Here is a 13,971-nt window from a genome sequence, read left to right as displayed (position 1 = left end):
CAAAAAGGGAACGATAGGTCCCTTTTTGGGACCTGTCCAGCGCGGCGTAATCCATCACTCCAATCCCAACTTCTTCAACCGATAACGCATCGACCTGAACGTCAAATTCAAACGCTGCGCTGCCGCCGTGCGATTCCAGCGGGTTTCCTCCAGCGCCTGCAGGATCAGTTTGCGCTCGATGCTTTCCAGGTAGTCTTCCAGGTTATCAATGTTGGCCAGGCTCGGGCCGTTCTCCTCGGCGGGGCGTGATGGCTCGGCCAGGCGCAGGTCCGCGGTGTCGATCTGATCGTCTTCGCACAGCGTGTATGCCCGCTCAAGCATGTTTTCCAGCTCGCGCACGTTGCCGGGGAAGCGATAGCCCTTGAGGGCCGCCAGCGCATGGGGCGGTAGGACGGTCGCTGGCTCACCGGCGGACTCGGTCAGGCGGCGCAGTACGCTGTTGGCGATCTCTTCGATGTCTTCGCGACGTTCGCGCAACGGCGGCACGCGCAGCTCGATGACGTTCAGTCGGTAATACAAATCCTGCCGGAAACGCCCGGCAGCCACTTCCTGATTAAGGTCCTTGTGGGTCGCGCACAGCACGCGAACATCCACCACTTGCTCCTGCTGACCGCCGATGGCGCGAACGGACTTTTCCTGGATCGCGCGGAGCAGTTTCACCTGCATCGCCAGCGGCAGATCAGCCACTTCATCGAGAAACAGGGTGCCGCCGTGGGCGACCTGAAACAGCCCGGGCTTGTCTTCGTGGGCGCCGGTGAAGCTGCCTTTGCGATGTCCGAAAAATTCGCTTTCCATCAGCTCTGAAGGGATCGCGCCACAATTGACCGGCACAAACGGCTGCTCGGCGCGCGGGCCTTGCTCATGAATAAGCCGGGCGACCAGTTCTTTGCCGCTGCCCGATTCGCCGCTGATGTAGATCGGCGCCTGGCTGCGCGCCAGTTTGGCGATCTGCTTGCGCAGCGCCTGCATCGGCGGGGAGCTGCCCAGCAGGCGATGGTCAATGCGGTTTTCTTCGGCAGGCGCGGTGCGCAGGCGCAGGGCGCTGGACACCAACTCACGCAAGCGTGTCAGGTCGACCGGCTTGGTCAGGAAATCGAACGCGCCGGCTTTCAGTGCATGGATCGCCGTGTCGAGGCTGCCATGGGCGGTGATCATCGCCACCGGTACCTGGTTGTGGCGTTTCTGAATGTGTTGCACCAACTCCAGGCCGTTGCCATCGGGCAAGCGCATGTCGGTCAGGCACAGGTCGAACGGCTCGCGGGCCAGCCACTCTTGCGCTTCCTTGACGTTGCGCGCACTGCGGGTGTCCAGTTTCATCCGACCGAGCGTGATTTCCAGCAGCTCGCGAATGTCCGGCTCATCGTCGACGATCAGGATCTTTTGCCGTTGGCTCATGTTCAGCTCAGCTTGAACGGATGGGCGAAGGTCATTCGCATGCAGCTTCCGCCACCTTCCCGTGGAATGTAATTGAGGCTCGCCTGATTGCTTTCGCACAACTCGCGCGAGAGATACAGGCCCAGGCCGGTTCCTTTGCTTTCGGTGGTGAAGAAGGGTTCGAAGATTTTCGCCAGATGCTCTTCGGCAACACCCGGTCCGTCGTCGAGGACGTCCAGCGTCGGCAGTTCGCTGTACGGGGCTTGAAACAACCTTAGCCAAACTTGCGCGTGTTCGTGGAGCTGGCCGCTGTAGCGCAAACCGTTTTGCACCAGATTGCTCATCACCTGCTGCAATTGTTCGGCGTCCATCTGCGTACTGAGCACGCCTGCGCCGATGTCCATATGCACGCTTTGACCCGCCGTCAGCTCATCCCGAAGGTTAACGACGAACGCCTCCAGCCATTGCTTGAGATCGAGCAGCTGGGGTTCGGTCTGACGTCGACGAGACAGCTGCAGAACGTTCTCGATCACCAGATTCATCCGCCGCGATTGATCGTGAATGATCTGATTGAGACGCCGGTCCGGCGCGGTCAGTTCCTCCGATTCCAGCAGCAGTTGCGCGGCATGACTGATGGCGCCCAGCGGGTTGCGGATCTCGTGGGCAATACCGGCGGTCAGTCTGCCCAGCGCGGCCAGTTTGAGCTGCTGGGCCTGTTGGGAAATCTGCGACAGGTCATCGAGAAATACCAACGTGTGGCGATGACTGCCGCGTGCCAGTGGGATGAAACCCGGACGCAGCACCGGACCAATGGCCGAAGTGGTGATGCTGCGCGGGGCCATCGACGGGTTGGTCATCCATTGACCCAGGCGCTCGACCAGTTGCGGCGAATAGGCGTCGACGATTTCGCCCAGCAAGCGCTCGTGGCCCAGTAAATTCAGCGCGCTCTGGTTGGCGAGCAGTACTTTGTGGTCCTCGTCGAGCACCAGAATGCCGGTGCGCATGCGCTGCAGGATCAGCGCGTTGAGTTCTTCAAGGTTGTCGACGTCAGCGGCGCGACGTTCGGCGATGTCTTCACTGAGCTGCAAGCGGCGTGACAGGGCCTGGACCAGCAGGGCCGCCGCAAAGCACAGGGCACCCAGCGAGCCGGCCTGCACGAAATGATTGGCCGCTGAAGGCTTGTGATAGCTGATGTAGAAGGTCAGATAGATGATGCCGATGGCTGACAGCGCGGCAATCAGCAGGCCGGTTCGCTTGCGCAGGAGCACATTGCTGATTGCCACCGAGGCGATAATCAGGTTGCCAATGCCGCTCGGTGCACCGCCCCCGGCGTAGAACAGCGCCGCCAGCATCAGCGTGTCGGCCATGGCGAGGGAGAACAGTTGCCCCTGGCGGCTCGGGCGTTCGAGCAGCACCACGACAAGGATGTTGAAGACCAGATACAGCCAACAGCCGATGCGGAACAGCTCGATGTCGGCCAGCTCCAGCAGTTCGGCATCCAGGCTGCTGGAGATCAGCAGCACCAGCAGCACGCCGATGCTCAGACGATAGAGGTGATACAGCCGCAGGATGCGTTGGGCCTGAGGCGTCGCCAGCGACAGGCTGTCAGCGGTCACGTGCAGCGGGGCCCTGCAAACGGTGCGCTTCGGTGCAATACCATTGCTGGTTCTGGCTCAGCGCGCGATCGCGAGGGACATGCACGCCACATTGCGCGCAACGCACCATGGGCGCTGCGTCGAGTTCCGGCGTTGCGGGCTTCGGGCGTGGGGCAGGCCCTTTGACCAGGCGTTTGAAAAACCAGACGACCGCCACAATCAGGGCGAGCCACATAATCAAGCGAATCATGTCTGTCAGCTTATGAAGTGAAGAGCGCGCAGTGTAGCCAAGCGGATGTCGGGCGCACAGTCATCTCCATCGCCGGATGCTGTCGGAAAATGGTCGGGCATGAAAAAAGGCCCCGAAGGGCCTCTTTTAGCTGACGTTTTGCAGGGACTGAATCAGTCGAACAGGCCAAAGGTCATGTAGCTGAAGATCGAGCGGCTTTTCGGCGTGCCGTCGTCGTCATCGTTTTTCTTCTCTTCGTCAGCCGACTGGTTCTCAGGCAACAGTTCGGCAGGGATGGCTTCCTTGGCGTCCTGATACTGCTTGATCACGTCCTGATTGGCGCGGGTTTGTCCTGGCGGCAGCGGCGGACGGCTTTCAATCAGACCCAGGGTCGCCTTGGACAGCCAGGAGCGGTTGTCGGCTTCTGCCGTGCGCGCTTCGAACTTGCCATCTACCAGCTGCGGGTGATCCGGATAGTTGGTTTTCAGGACTTCCAGGCTGGTTTCAGCCAGGTCGTCCAGGTGCAGACGCTGATAAGCCTCGACCATGACCGCCAGGCCGTCACCGACCGATGGGGTTTCCTGGAAGTTTTCGACAACGTAACGACCGCGGTTGGCCGCTGCGACGTAAGCCTGACGGGTCAGGTAGTAGTCGGCAACGTGAATCTCGTAGGCCGCCAGCAGGTTGCGCAGGTAAATCATGCGCTGCTTGGCGTCAGGGGCGTAGCGGCTGTTCGGGTAGCGGCTGGTCAGCTGGGCGAACTCGTTGTACGAATCGCGAGCAGCGCCCGGGTCACGCTTGGTCTGATCCAGCGGCAGGAAGCGGGCAATGATGCCGACGTCCTGGTCGAACGAGGTCAGGCCCTTGAGGTAATAGGCGTAGTCGACGTTCGGGTGTTGCGGGTGCAGACGAATGAAACGCTCGGCCGCCGACTTGGCAGCCTCGGGCTCGCCATTCTTGTAGTTGGCGTAGATCAGCTCGAGTTGCGCCTGGTCAGCATAGCGACCGAACGGATAACGCGACTCCAGCGCCTTGAGCTTCTCGGTGGCGCTGTTATAGCTGTTGTTGTCCAGATCGGCCTGCGCCTGCTGGTACAGCTCGACTTCACTGAGGTTTTCGTCGATGACTTCTTTCTTCGAAGAACAGGCAACAGTAAGTCCGAGGATGGCTATCAGCAGCAGGTGTTTCACTTGCATGGCGGCTTGCGTCCCTATAACGGCCTGCTGTCTTGCGCAGGACCGTCCTGTTATGATGGGCGCCCCGTGGAACCCCCGGGACAAAAGACGCCGTATTTAACCACAAGCGCACAGCCGAAACCAAAGGCCAGTGCCACCTCCTAGTTTGAGCATGTCTGAGATCATAGAACTCCGCGCAGAGGTGCCGTCCGAATTGGGCGGTCAACGCCTCGACCAAGTCGCCGCCCAACTATTCGCAGAGCACTCGCGCTCGCGCCTTTCCGCCTGGATCAAAGACGGCCGCCTGACTGTGGATGGCGGCGCTTTGCGCCCGCGTGACATCGTGCATGGCGGCGCCGTTCTGCTCCTCAAAGCCGAGCAGGAAGCCCAGGGCGAGTGGATCGCGCAGGACATCGAGCTCGATATCGTCTACGAAGACGACCAGATCCTGGTGATCAACAAGCCGTCCGGTCTGGTGGTGCATCCGGCAGCAGGTCATGCCGACGGCACCCTGCTCAACGCCTTGCTGCATCACGTGCCGGACATCATCAATGTCCCGCGTGCCGGCATCGTGCACCGCCTGGACAAGGACACCACCGGTCTGATGGTGGTCGCCAAGACCATCCAGGCGCAGACGCAACTGGTCACCCAGCTGCAGAATCGCAGCGTCAGCCGCATCTATGAGTGCATCGTCATCGGCGTGGTGACCTCGGGTGGCAAGATCAACGCACCCATCGGTCGTCATGGCCAGCAGCGTCAGCGCATGGCGGTCATGGAAGGCGGCAAGCCTGCGGTCAGCCACTACCGGGTTCTGGAGCGTTTCCGTTCGCACACCCACGTGCGGGTGAAGCTGGAAACCGGGCGCACCCACCAGATCCGCGTACACATGGCCCACATCAACTTCCCGCTGGTCGGCGATCCTGCCTACGGCGGTCGTTTCCGTATTCCGCCTGCAGCCAGTGTCACCATGGTCGAATCGCTGAAACACTTCCCGCGTCAGGCGCTGCATGCGCGTTTCCTTGAACTGGATCATCCGACGACCGGTAAGCGCATGAGCTGGGAATCGCCGCTGCCGGACGACTTTGTCTGGCTGCTGACCCTGCTCAAGCAAGACCGCGAAGCGTTCATCGGATGACTGAGCGCGTGACGGACTGGCTGATTCCCGACTGGCCTGCGCCGGCGGGTGTCAAAGCGTGCGTCACGACGCGTTCGGGCGGTGTCAGTGTGGCGCCGTTCGACAGCTTCAATCTCGGCGATCACGTTGATGACGATCTGGCAGCCGTTACACACAACCGTTCGGCGCTGACCACACGCCTGCACGTTCAGCCTGCATGGCTGAAGCAGGTTCACGGTATTGACGTCGTCGAGGCTGCACCGGCAGATGTACTTCAGGCTGATGCCAGCTGGAGCCGAACCCCGGGCGTTGCCTGCACCATCATGACGGCTGATTGCCTGCCGGCGCTGTTCTGCAACAAAGCCGGTACTCAGGTCGCCGCTGCCCATGCAGGTTGGCGCGGTCTGGCGGCAGGTGTGCTTGAGGCGACTGTGGACAGTTTTGCCGATGCGTCATCCGACATCCTCGTCTGGCTTGGCCCTGCCATCGGGCCGCAGGCATTTGAAGTCGGTTCCGAAGTGCGTGAAGCCTTTATAGCCACGCACCCCGAGACGGCCGATGCGTTCGTGCCGGGCGCCAACGCCGGCAAATTCATGGCTGACATCTATCAGTTGGCGCGTCTGCGTCTCGCTGCCCACGGTGTCACAGCGGTCTACGGCGGCGGTTTTTCGACCTATAACGATGAGCGCTTCTTCTCTTATCGCCGTGGCGCACGCACTGGACGCTTCGCTTCGCTTGTCTGGGTCGAAGCCCGGTAGCCTCCGCCGCTCCACTCATTCCTTCCGAATCCTCTCCTTCAAGCTAATGTTGACCCATGTCAACCAGTGCGCGCTTGAATCCTGCCTAATCGACCTCATCTAAAGAACCATCTGGCAGGTTTTCTTTATTAGGTGTGTTCATTGCTCCGGCCTGCCCATATAGGAAGGTGAAGAATGCGTATTGACCGTTTAACCAGCAAATTACAACTCGCTCTCTCAGATTCTCAATCACTGGCGGTGGGCCTGGACCATCCGGCTATCGAACCCGCGCACCTGATGCAGGCGCTGCTTGAGCAGCAGGGCGGTTCGATCAAGCCTTTGCTGCTGCAAGTGGGCTTCGATATCAACAGCCTGCGCACCGCGCTGACCAAAGAGCTCGACCAACTGCCGAAGATCCAGAACCCGACTGGCGACGTGAACATGTCGCAGGACCTGGCGCGCCTGTTGAACCAGGCCGATCGCCTGGCTCAGCAGAAGGGCGATCAGTTCATCTCCAGCGAGCTGGTGTTGCTCGCCGCGATGGACGAGAACAGCAAACTCGGCAAGCTGCTGCTCGGCCAGGGCGTCAGCAAGAAAGCACTGGAAAACGCCATTAGCAACCTGCGGGGCGGCGATGCCGTCAACGACCCGAACGCCGAGGAATCCCGTCAGGCGCTGGACAAGTACACCGTCGACCTGACCAAGCGCGCCGAGGAAGGCAAGCTCGACCCGGTGATTGGCCGCGACGACGAGATCCGTCGGACTATCCAGGTGCTGCAGCGTCGGACCAAGAACAACCCTGTGCTGATCGGTGAGCCTGGCGTGGGTAAAACCGCCATCGCCGAAGGCCTTGCCCAGCGCATCATCAACGGCGAAGTGCCGGACGGACTGCGAGGCAAGCGTCTGCTGTCGCTGGACATGGGCGCACTGATCGCGGGTGCCAAGTTCCGTGGCGAATTCGAAGAGCGCCTGAAAGGCCTGCTCAACGAACTGTCGAAGCAGGAAGGGCAGATCATCCTGTTCATTGACGAGCTGCACACCATGGTCGGTGCCGGCAAGGCCGAAGGCTCGATGGATGCCGGCAACATGCTCAAGCCGGCGCTGGCCCGGGGTGAGTTGCATTGCGTGGGCGCCACGACGCTCAACGAGTACCGCCAATACATAGAGAAGGACGCTGCCCTCGAGCGTCGCTTCCAGAAAGTGCTGGTGGATGAGCCGAGCGAAGAAGACACCATCGCCATTCTGCGCGGCCTGAAAGAGCGCTATGAGGTTCACCACAAGGTGGCGATCACTGACGGCGCAATCATTGCGGCCGCCAAGCTCAGCCACCGCTACATCACCGACCGGCAACTGCCGGACAAAGCCATCGACCTGATCGACGAAGCCGCCAGCCGCATCCGCATGGAGATCGACTCCAAGCCGGAAGTGCTCGACCGTCTTGAACGTCGCCTGATCCAGCTGAAGGTGGAAGCGCAGGCGCTGAAGAAGGAAGACGACGAGGCCGCGATCAAGCGCCTGGAAAAACTCCAGGAAGAGATTCAGCGCCTTGAGCGGGAATACGCCGACCTCGAAGAAATCTGGACCTCCGAAAAAGCGGAAGTGACCGGTTCTGCACAGATCCAGCAGAAGATCGAGCAGTCCCGCCAGGAACTGGAAGCGGCGCGGCGTAAGGGCGACCTCAACCGCATGGCCGAATTGCAATACGGCGTAATTCCCGATCTGGAACGCAGCCTGCAGATGGTCGATCAGCATGGCAAACCGGAAAACCAGTTGCTGCGCAGCAAGGTGACCGAGGAAGAGATTGCCGAAGTCGTGTCCAAGTGGACCGGCATTCCGGTTTCGAAGATGCTCGAAGGCGAGCGTGACAAGCTGCTGAAGATGGAAGAGCTGCTGCACCAGCGAGTGATCGGCCAGAACGAAGCGGTCGTCGCGGTGGCCAACGCGGTGCGCCGGTCGCGTGCCGGGTTGTCGGACCCGAATCGTCCGAGCGGCTCGTTTATGTTCCTCGGCCCAACCGGTGTGGGTAAGACCGAGCTGTGCAAGGCGCTGGCGGAGTTCCTGTTCGACACCGAAGAGGCCATGGTGCGCATCGACATGTCCGAGTTCATGGAGAAACATTCCGTGGCTCGTCTGATCGGCGCGCCACCTGGCTATGTCGGGTACGAAGAGGGCGGTTATCTGACCGAAGCGGTACGCCGCAAGCCTTACTCGGTCATCCTGCTGGACGAAGTCGAGAAAGCGCACCCGGACGTCTTCAACGTCCTGCTGCAAGTGCTCGAAGACGGGCGTCTGACAGACAGTCACGGGCGTACGGTGGATTTCCGTAATACCGTGATCGTCATGACCTCCAACCTCGGCTCGGCTCGCATCCAGGAGCTGGTGGGCGATCGGGAAGGGCAGCGCGCGGCGGTCATGGATGCGCTCACCACGCACTTCCGTCCGGAGTTCATCAATCGGGTCGATGAAGTGGTGATCTTCGAACCGCTGGCCCGCGATCAGATCGCAGGCATCACCGAGATCCAACTCGGCCGCCTGCGCAAGCGTCTGGCGGAGCGCGATCTGGGGCTGGAGCTGTCCAGCGAGGCGATGGACAAGCTGATCGCTGTCGGCTACGACCCTGTGTATGGCGCGCGGCCGCTCAAGCGGGCCATCCAGCGCTGGATCGAAAACCCGCTGGCTCAGTTGATTCTGTCGGGTGGCTTCATGCCTGGCACCAGCATCAGAGGCACGGTGCAGGACGACGAGATCGTCTTCGGCTGATCCGCACTTCTATATAGAAACGCAACGGGCTCTCCTGATGGGGGCCCTTTTTTATGCGGGGTGATTTATTCGCCGAGCGCAAGATTTTCGCGAGGTTGAGGGCGATCCGCAAAAAATTCGCAAATCATTGTCTTGAAAGCAATTTAGAGGGTTGACAGGTGTTTCTGGAAATGTAGAATAGCGCGCCTCAGAGACGTGAACGCAGCGATGCAGACAGGTCGAAGAGGCTGAAAATGCGGTAGGTTCAGTGAGGTAAACGCCAGATTCGTTTGGTGCGAAATTACTGAATTTGTTGTGTTGAAGCGCGTCAAACGCTGCATCTGAAATTGATAGATTTGAAAAGATCGTTCCGTGATAGCTCAGTCGGTAGAGCAAATGACTGTTAATCATTGGGTCCCAGGTTCGAGTCCTGGTCACGGAGCCAATTTCAAGAGGTAGTACCGTCGGGGTATAGCGCAGTCCGGTAGCGCGCCTGCTTTGGGAGCAGGATGTCAGGAGTTCGAATCCCCTTACCCCGACCATTATTTGGGTCGTTAGCTCAGTTGGTAGAGCAGTTGGCTTTTAACCAATTGGTCGTAGGTTCGAATCCCACACGACCCACCATTTTTGACCTGGCTTCATCGGGTTGGATCTTAGGGAGTGACGCCATTCGCGTCACCCGCTCTGGAAACGCCTTAGGGTGTTTTCATGTTTCACCGGGGTATAGCGCAGTCCGGTAGCGCGCCTGCTTTGGGAGCAGGATGTCAGGAGTTCGAATCCCCTTACCCCGACCATTTTCGCCTAAGCAGTATCCGGGCAGAAAATACCGCTTCAACGCCACTAGCGCTGAAGCTACAAAAAAGCGTCCCTCGGGACGCTTTTTTCGTTTCTGGCTTTCACTGAGCCTTGGGCGGATTAGCCCAGTACGCCTCGATCTGATTCTTCAGGTCATCCGGGATCGGCGCGAAGTCCAGCGAGCGTGCGTGTTCCTGCCCGCTCTCCAGCGTCCAGCGAAAGAAATCCTGGACGGTCTTCTGACGATCAGCGTCCTTGGGTTGCCTGTACATCACGATGAACGTCGCGGCGGTGATCGGGTAAGCGTTTTCCCCAGGCGCGTCGAGCATCGACAGGTCAAAATCCTTCGCGTTTTTCCAGTCTGCCGTCGCGGCTGCCGCCTGAAAGCTTTCGGTGCTCGGCGTCACGAACGTGCCGGCAGCGTTCTGCAGCAGCCCATAATTCAACTTCTGCTGTTTGACGTAGGCGTACTCGACGTAGCCGATCGAGTTCGGCACCTGTTTCACGTACGTCGCCACGCCCTCGCTGCCCTTGCTGCCCATGCCCACCGGCCAGTGCACCGATGCGCCTGCCCCGAGCTGACTCTTCCATTGCGGGCTGACCTTCGCCAGATAGCTGACCCAGTTAAACGTGGTGCCGGAATCATCCGAACGGTACACGACGCTGATTTTCGCGTCAGGCAGTTTCACGCCCGGGTTCAGGGCGGCGAGGGCCGGGTCATTCCATTTGCTGATCTTCCCCAGGTAGATGTCGGCCAGCACTGGGCCTGTGAATTTCAGGGTGCCGGGTTTTATCGAAGCGATGTTGATGACCGGTACGATGCCGCCGATCACAGAGGGAAACTGCTGCAGCCCGAAAGATTGCAGGTCTGCCGAGCTCATCGGCCGGTCGGTCGCACCGAAATCCACGGCGCCTTCCTTGATCAACGCAATCCCTGCGCCAGAGCCTATGTATTGGTAGTTAACCTTGATCTGGGTCTTCTGGTTGTAGTCAGTCGCCCACTTGTACAGCACCGGGTAAATGAACGTGGAGCCGGCGCCGGTGACCTCGGACGCTGCGCCTGCCGTGGCGGCCATGGATAGATTGAGCGCGATGCCAAGGCCTGCGGCCAGCATCAGTCGGGAGAGCTGCGACATGGATGACTTCCTGTAATCGAGCGACATCGGGGTGAGATGCGTTGATGGGATCACAGCAAACAGCACGTTTTTATGACAAGGCGTGACAGAATTTTCTTCTTTGATAGCGTGATCAATTGCCACGGCCAGGTCAGTTATTTACACGTCGCTCCGGTGCGGATTTATGAGGCCGGGTATAGACTTCAGGCAGTCTTTTCAGGATCGGCCGTGTTATGAAGTCGCCAACTCCTTCATTCGAGCAACAGCGACTTGAAGCGCTGCATCTTCTCGAAGTACTCGACACCCCACCCGAGGTCGCGCTGGACCGGATCACTCGTCTGGTGGCGCAAGTGCTGAATGTGCCGATTGCCCTGATATCGCTGGTGGATCAGGACCGCCAGTGGTTCAAGTCCCGAGTGGGGCTTGAGGCGGTCGAGTTGCCGCGGGAGCTCGCTTTCTGTGCGCACGCCATCCTTGAGGCCACCGAGCTTGTGGTGCCCGATGCCATCGAGGACGCGCGGTTCTGCAACAGCCAACTGGTCACCGGCGATCCCCATGTCCGCTTTTATGCCGGCGTACCCATACGCACCAGCCAGGGCTTCGCTGTGGGCACGCTTTGCGCCATTGACGCACGGCCCAGAATCCTTACCCCAGACGAGCTGTCCATCCTCCACGACCTGGCCGAGATCGTCAGCCGTGAAATGCAGCTGCGGGAAAACCTGATGCTGACGCGGATTCAGAAGAACCGCTCCGAAGCTATGTTTCAGGCCAGCGAGGCAGGCTATCGCTCGATGTTCGAGCTGGCCTCGGTGGGCATTGCGCTGGTCGCGCCGGACGGTGGCTGGATCAGCGTCAACGCCGCGCTGTGCGACGTCCTTGGCTACGCACCCGATGAGCTCCAGCACCTGACGTTTCAGGACATCACTCACCACGACGATCTGGACAGTGATCTTGAGATGCTGCATCAGTTGAGTGTCGGCCAAATCAACAGCTACCAGATGGAGAAGCGCTACCTGCGCAAAAACGGCAGCGCGGTCTGGGTCAATCTGAGCGTCACGAAGAAGCTGTCCGAAGCCGGAGAGCTGGAATATTTCATCTCCATCATTCAGAACATTCAAGCGCGCAAAGAGCTTGAGCAGGAAGCCCGACATGACGCCCTGACTGGCCTGCACAATCGCCGCGCGCTGGACTCGCTGTTGCCGATCGCTCAGGCCCGTGCCGACCGCTCCAGGTTGCAGCTGGCGTTGATGTTCATCGATCTGGATGGGTTCAAAGTCATCAACGACAGTTACGGGCACGATGCCGGCGATGATCTGCTGCGCGCTGTTTCCACACGTTTGCAGAGCTGCATTCGCAGGACTGACAGCCTGGTGCGGCTGGCCGGTGATGAATTCATCGTGATCCTGGAAGGCATCACGCCGGGTGTGGAGGAGGCCCGCGAAGTGGCTCAGAAACTCCTCGTCGCGATTGCACAGCCCTTTACAATCAAAGGCGATGTCATTCGCTGCAACGCCAGCATCGGCTTTTCTATGTACGAACCCGGCTCGGGCAAGGCCCCTGACGAACTCATGCGCGAAGCCGACCGCTGGATGTACAAGGCCAAACATCTGGGCAAAGGGCAGGTGATGCCTTAGCGCAGGCGTGCGCTCGTGGCAGACGAGTTGCGGGGTAGGTTGTGCAGAATGTCGAGGAGTGAGGCCCGCCGCACTGGCGCGGCGGACCTGCAGGGCTGAGCCTTAGTGCAGCTTCATGCGTGGTTCGGTGCCGCGGCCGATTCGGCTGCCCAGCATGAGCATCAACGTGCGGAACATGCCGTAGAGTGCCATCTGGTGCATGCGGTACAGCGAAACGTAGAACATCCGCGCCAGCCAGCCTTCGAGCATGACACTGCCGGTCAGATTCCCCATCAGATTACCGACTGCCGAGAACTTCGACAGCGAGATCAGCGAGCCGTAGTCCTGATAGCGATACTCGGGCAGCGTGCCGCCCTCGATGCGCAGCTTCAGCGATTTCACCAGCAACGACGCTTGTTGATGCGCCGCTTGCGCACGGGGCGGGACATTGCGGTCGGTGCCTTTTTGCGGGCAGGCCGCGCAGTCGCCGAAGGCGAAGATACTGTCGTCGCGGGTGGTCTGTAGCGTCGGACGCACCTGCAGCTGATTGATGCGGTTGGTCTCAAGACCGGCGATGCCCTCCAGAAACGCCGGAGCGCGGATGCCCGCCGCCCAGACCTTCAGCGTTGCAGGAATCACCTGACCGGTCGCAGTCACCAGGCTGTCAGCCGTCACCTCGCTGACCGCCGAGTTGGTCAGCACCGTCACGCCGAGTTTCTCCAGCGTCTTGTGTACCGGGCCGCCAATACGCTCCGGCAGTGCGGGGAGGACGCGCGGCCCGGCCTCGATCACGGTGATGCGCAGGTTTTCCGGCTTGATCTGGCCGAGCCCGTAGGCCGCCAGTTCATGCGCAGCGTTGTGCAGCTCTGCGGCCAGCTCGACACCGGTCGCGCCGGCACCGACGATGGCGACGTTGATTTCTTCGGCCGCATCGTTCTGGCTGGCGTGGGCCTGCAAATAGCGATTCAGCAATTGCTGATGGAAGCGCTCGGCCTGCTTGCGCGTGTCGAGGAAAAGGCAGTGCTCAGCCGCGCCTTTGGTGCCGAAATCATTGGTCGTGCTGCCCACGGAAATGACCAGCGAGTCGTAATCCAGGCTGCGCGCCGGGACCAGCGCATTGCCGTTTTCGTCGAGGGTCTCGGCCAGGTGGATCTGCTTGTTCTCGCGGTCCAGCCCGGTCATGCGGCCCATCTGAAACTGAAAATGGTTCCACTTGGCTTGCGCCACGTAGTTCAGTTCGTCCTCATAAGAGTTGAGCGAACCGGCGGCCACTTCGTGCAGCAGCGGTTTCCAGATGTGGGTCAGATTGGCGTCCACCAGCGTGACGCTGGCCTTGCCTTTCTTGCCGAGGGTTTTACCCAGACGGGTAGCCAGTTCCAGACCGCCAGCGCCTCCGCCGACAATCACAATACGATGGGTCATGGGGGTATCTCATAAGGCTTAAGGAATTCTGTGTCAGCGAAATCCGCGCGAGCGCAAGGCAGC

Annotated in this window: 10 protein-coding genes and 4 tRNA genes; 8 read left to right on the top strand and 6 right to left on the bottom strand. The window is 60.2% G+C overall.

What is annotated here, in order from left to right:
- Nucleotides 1-54: 54 nt before the first annotated feature.
- The 4 genes from IFT99_RS14655 to IFT99_RS14640 all read right to left on the bottom strand — a co-directional run bounded on the left by IFT99_RS14655 (nt 55) and on the right by IFT99_RS14640 (nt 4,394).
- Nucleotides 55-1,395: a sigma-54-dependent transcriptional regulator gene (locus IFT99_RS14655; RefSeq protein ID WP_192133137.1), complete on the bottom strand. Its 1,341-nt coding sequence runs from the start codon at nt 1,393-1,395 to the stop codon at nt 55-57.
- A gap of 2 nt (nt 1,396-1,397) precedes the next feature.
- A complete protein-coding gene (locus tag IFT99_RS14650) occupies nt 1,398-2,990 on the bottom strand; it encodes an ATP-binding protein (RefSeq protein ID WP_192133135.1) in 1,593 nt (530 codons plus the stop codon).
- Nucleotides 2,980-3,219 carry a PP0621 family protein gene (locus IFT99_RS14645; protein WP_065987657.1) on the bottom strand — a complete coding sequence of 80 codons (240 nt, stop codon included), beginning with the start codon at nt 3,217-3,219 and terminating at the stop codon, nt 2,980-2,982. Before IFT99_RS14645 ends, IFT99_RS14650 begins: the two co-directional genes overlap by 11 nt.
- A gap of 152 nt (nt 3,220-3,371) precedes the next feature.
- Nucleotides 3,372-4,394 (bottom strand): outer membrane protein assembly factor BamD, encoded by a 1,023-nt coding sequence (locus tag IFT99_RS14640; protein ID WP_065987656.1) that lies wholly within the window; start codon nt 4,392-4,394, stop codon nt 3,372-3,374.
- Between the two features lie 151 nt (nt 4,395-4,545).
- On the opposite strand from IFT99_RS14640, the gene rluD reads away from it, so the two are divergent.
- The 7 genes from rluD to IFT99_RS14605 all read left to right on the top strand — a co-directional run bounded on the left by rluD (nt 4,546) and on the right by IFT99_RS14605 (nt 9,757).
- On the top strand, nt 4,546-5,508 hold the full coding sequence (rluD, locus tag IFT99_RS14635; protein WP_065987655.1) for a 23S rRNA pseudouridine(1911/1915/1917) synthase RluD: 963 nt from the start codon (nt 4,546-4,548) through the stop codon (nt 5,506-5,508).
- An 8-nt stretch (nt 5,509-5,516) separates the two neighbouring features.
- Nucleotides 5,517-6,245, top strand: coding sequence for a peptidoglycan editing factor PgeF (gene pgeF / locus IFT99_RS14630; RefSeq protein WP_192133283.1), 729 nt, complete (start codon nt 5,517-5,519; stop codon nt 6,243-6,245).
- 174 nt (nt 6,246-6,419) lie between these two features.
- A complete protein-coding gene (gene clpB / locus IFT99_RS14625) occupies nt 6,420-8,984 on the top strand; it encodes an ATP-dependent chaperone ClpB (protein ID WP_065987654.1) in 2,565 nt (854 codons plus the stop codon).
- A gap of 348 nt (nt 8,985-9,332) precedes the next feature.
- A tRNA-Asn gene (locus IFT99_RS14620) sits at nt 9,333-9,408 on the top strand.
- A gap of 20 nt (nt 9,409-9,428) precedes the next feature.
- Nucleotides 9,429-9,505 (top strand) — tRNA-Pro (locus IFT99_RS14615).
- A gap of 6 nt (nt 9,506-9,511) precedes the next feature.
- A tRNA-Lys gene (locus IFT99_RS14610) sits at nt 9,512-9,587 on the top strand.
- Nucleotides 9,588-9,680: 93 nt separating this feature from the next.
- A tRNA-Pro gene (locus tag IFT99_RS14605) sits at nt 9,681-9,757 on the top strand.
- A gap of 102 nt (nt 9,758-9,859) precedes the next feature.
- On the opposite strand, the gene pstS is transcribed toward IFT99_RS14605, so the two are convergent.
- Entirely contained in the window at nt 9,860-10,894 is a 1,035-nt protein-coding gene (gene pstS, locus IFT99_RS14600; RefSeq protein WP_065987653.1) for a phosphate ABC transporter substrate-binding protein PstS, read from the bottom strand.
- A gap of 212 nt (nt 10,895-11,106) precedes the next feature.
- Between pstS and IFT99_RS14595 the strand changes: the two genes are divergently transcribed.
- The gene (locus tag IFT99_RS14595) at nt 11,107-12,507 is read left to right on the top strand and encodes a sensor domain-containing diguanylate cyclase (RefSeq protein WP_192133133.1); all 1,401 of its coding nucleotides are present in this window, start codon (nt 11,107-11,109) and stop codon (nt 12,505-12,507) included.
- Between the two features lie 102 nt (nt 12,508-12,609).
- On the opposite strand, the gene IFT99_RS14590 is transcribed toward IFT99_RS14595, so the two are convergent.
- Nucleotides 12,610-13,908 carry an NAD(P)/FAD-dependent oxidoreductase gene (locus IFT99_RS14590; protein ID WP_065987651.1) on the bottom strand — a complete coding sequence of 433 codons (1,299 nt, stop codon included), beginning with the start codon at nt 13,906-13,908 and terminating at the stop codon, nt 12,610-12,612.
- Nucleotides 13,909-13,971: the final 63 nt, after the last annotated feature.

This window comes from Pseudomonas sp. CFBP 8772, assembly GCF_014841665.1.
GTDB classification, from domain to species: Bacteria; Pseudomonadota; Gammaproteobacteria; order Pseudomonadales; family Pseudomonadaceae; genus Aquipseudomonas; species Aquipseudomonas graminis_B.
This window is presented reverse-complemented; position numbering and strand designations above follow the sequence as displayed.

Coding starts and splice junctions, on each gene's coding strand:
- IFT99_RS14655 (WP_192133137.1), bottom strand. CDS start 1,395: ATGAGCCAACGGCAAAAGATCCTGATCGTCGACGATGAGCCGGACATT.
- IFT99_RS14645 (WP_065987657.1), bottom strand. CDS start 3,219: ATGATTCGCTTGATTATGTGGCTCGCCCTGATTGTGGCGGTCGTCTGG.
- IFT99_RS14640 (WP_065987656.1), bottom strand. CDS start 4,394: ATGCAAGTGAAACACCTGCTGCTGATAGCCATCCTCGGACTTACTGTT.
- rluD (WP_065987655.1), top strand. CDS start 4,546: ATGTCTGAGATCATAGAACTCCGCGCAGAGGTGCCGTCCGAATTGGGC.
- clpB (WP_065987654.1), top strand. CDS start 6,420: ATGCGTATTGACCGTTTAACCAGCAAATTACAACTCGCTCTCTCAGAT.
- pstS (WP_065987653.1), bottom strand. CDS start 10,894: ATGTCGCAGCTCTCCCGACTGATGCTGGCCGCAGGCCTTGGCATCGCG.
- IFT99_RS14595 (WP_192133133.1), top strand. CDS start 11,107: ATGAAGTCGCCAACTCCTTCATTCGAGCAACAGCGACTTGAAGCGCTG.
- IFT99_RS14590 (WP_065987651.1), bottom strand. CDS start 13,908: ATGACCCATCGTATTGTGATTGTCGGCGGAGGCGCTGGCGGTCTGGAA.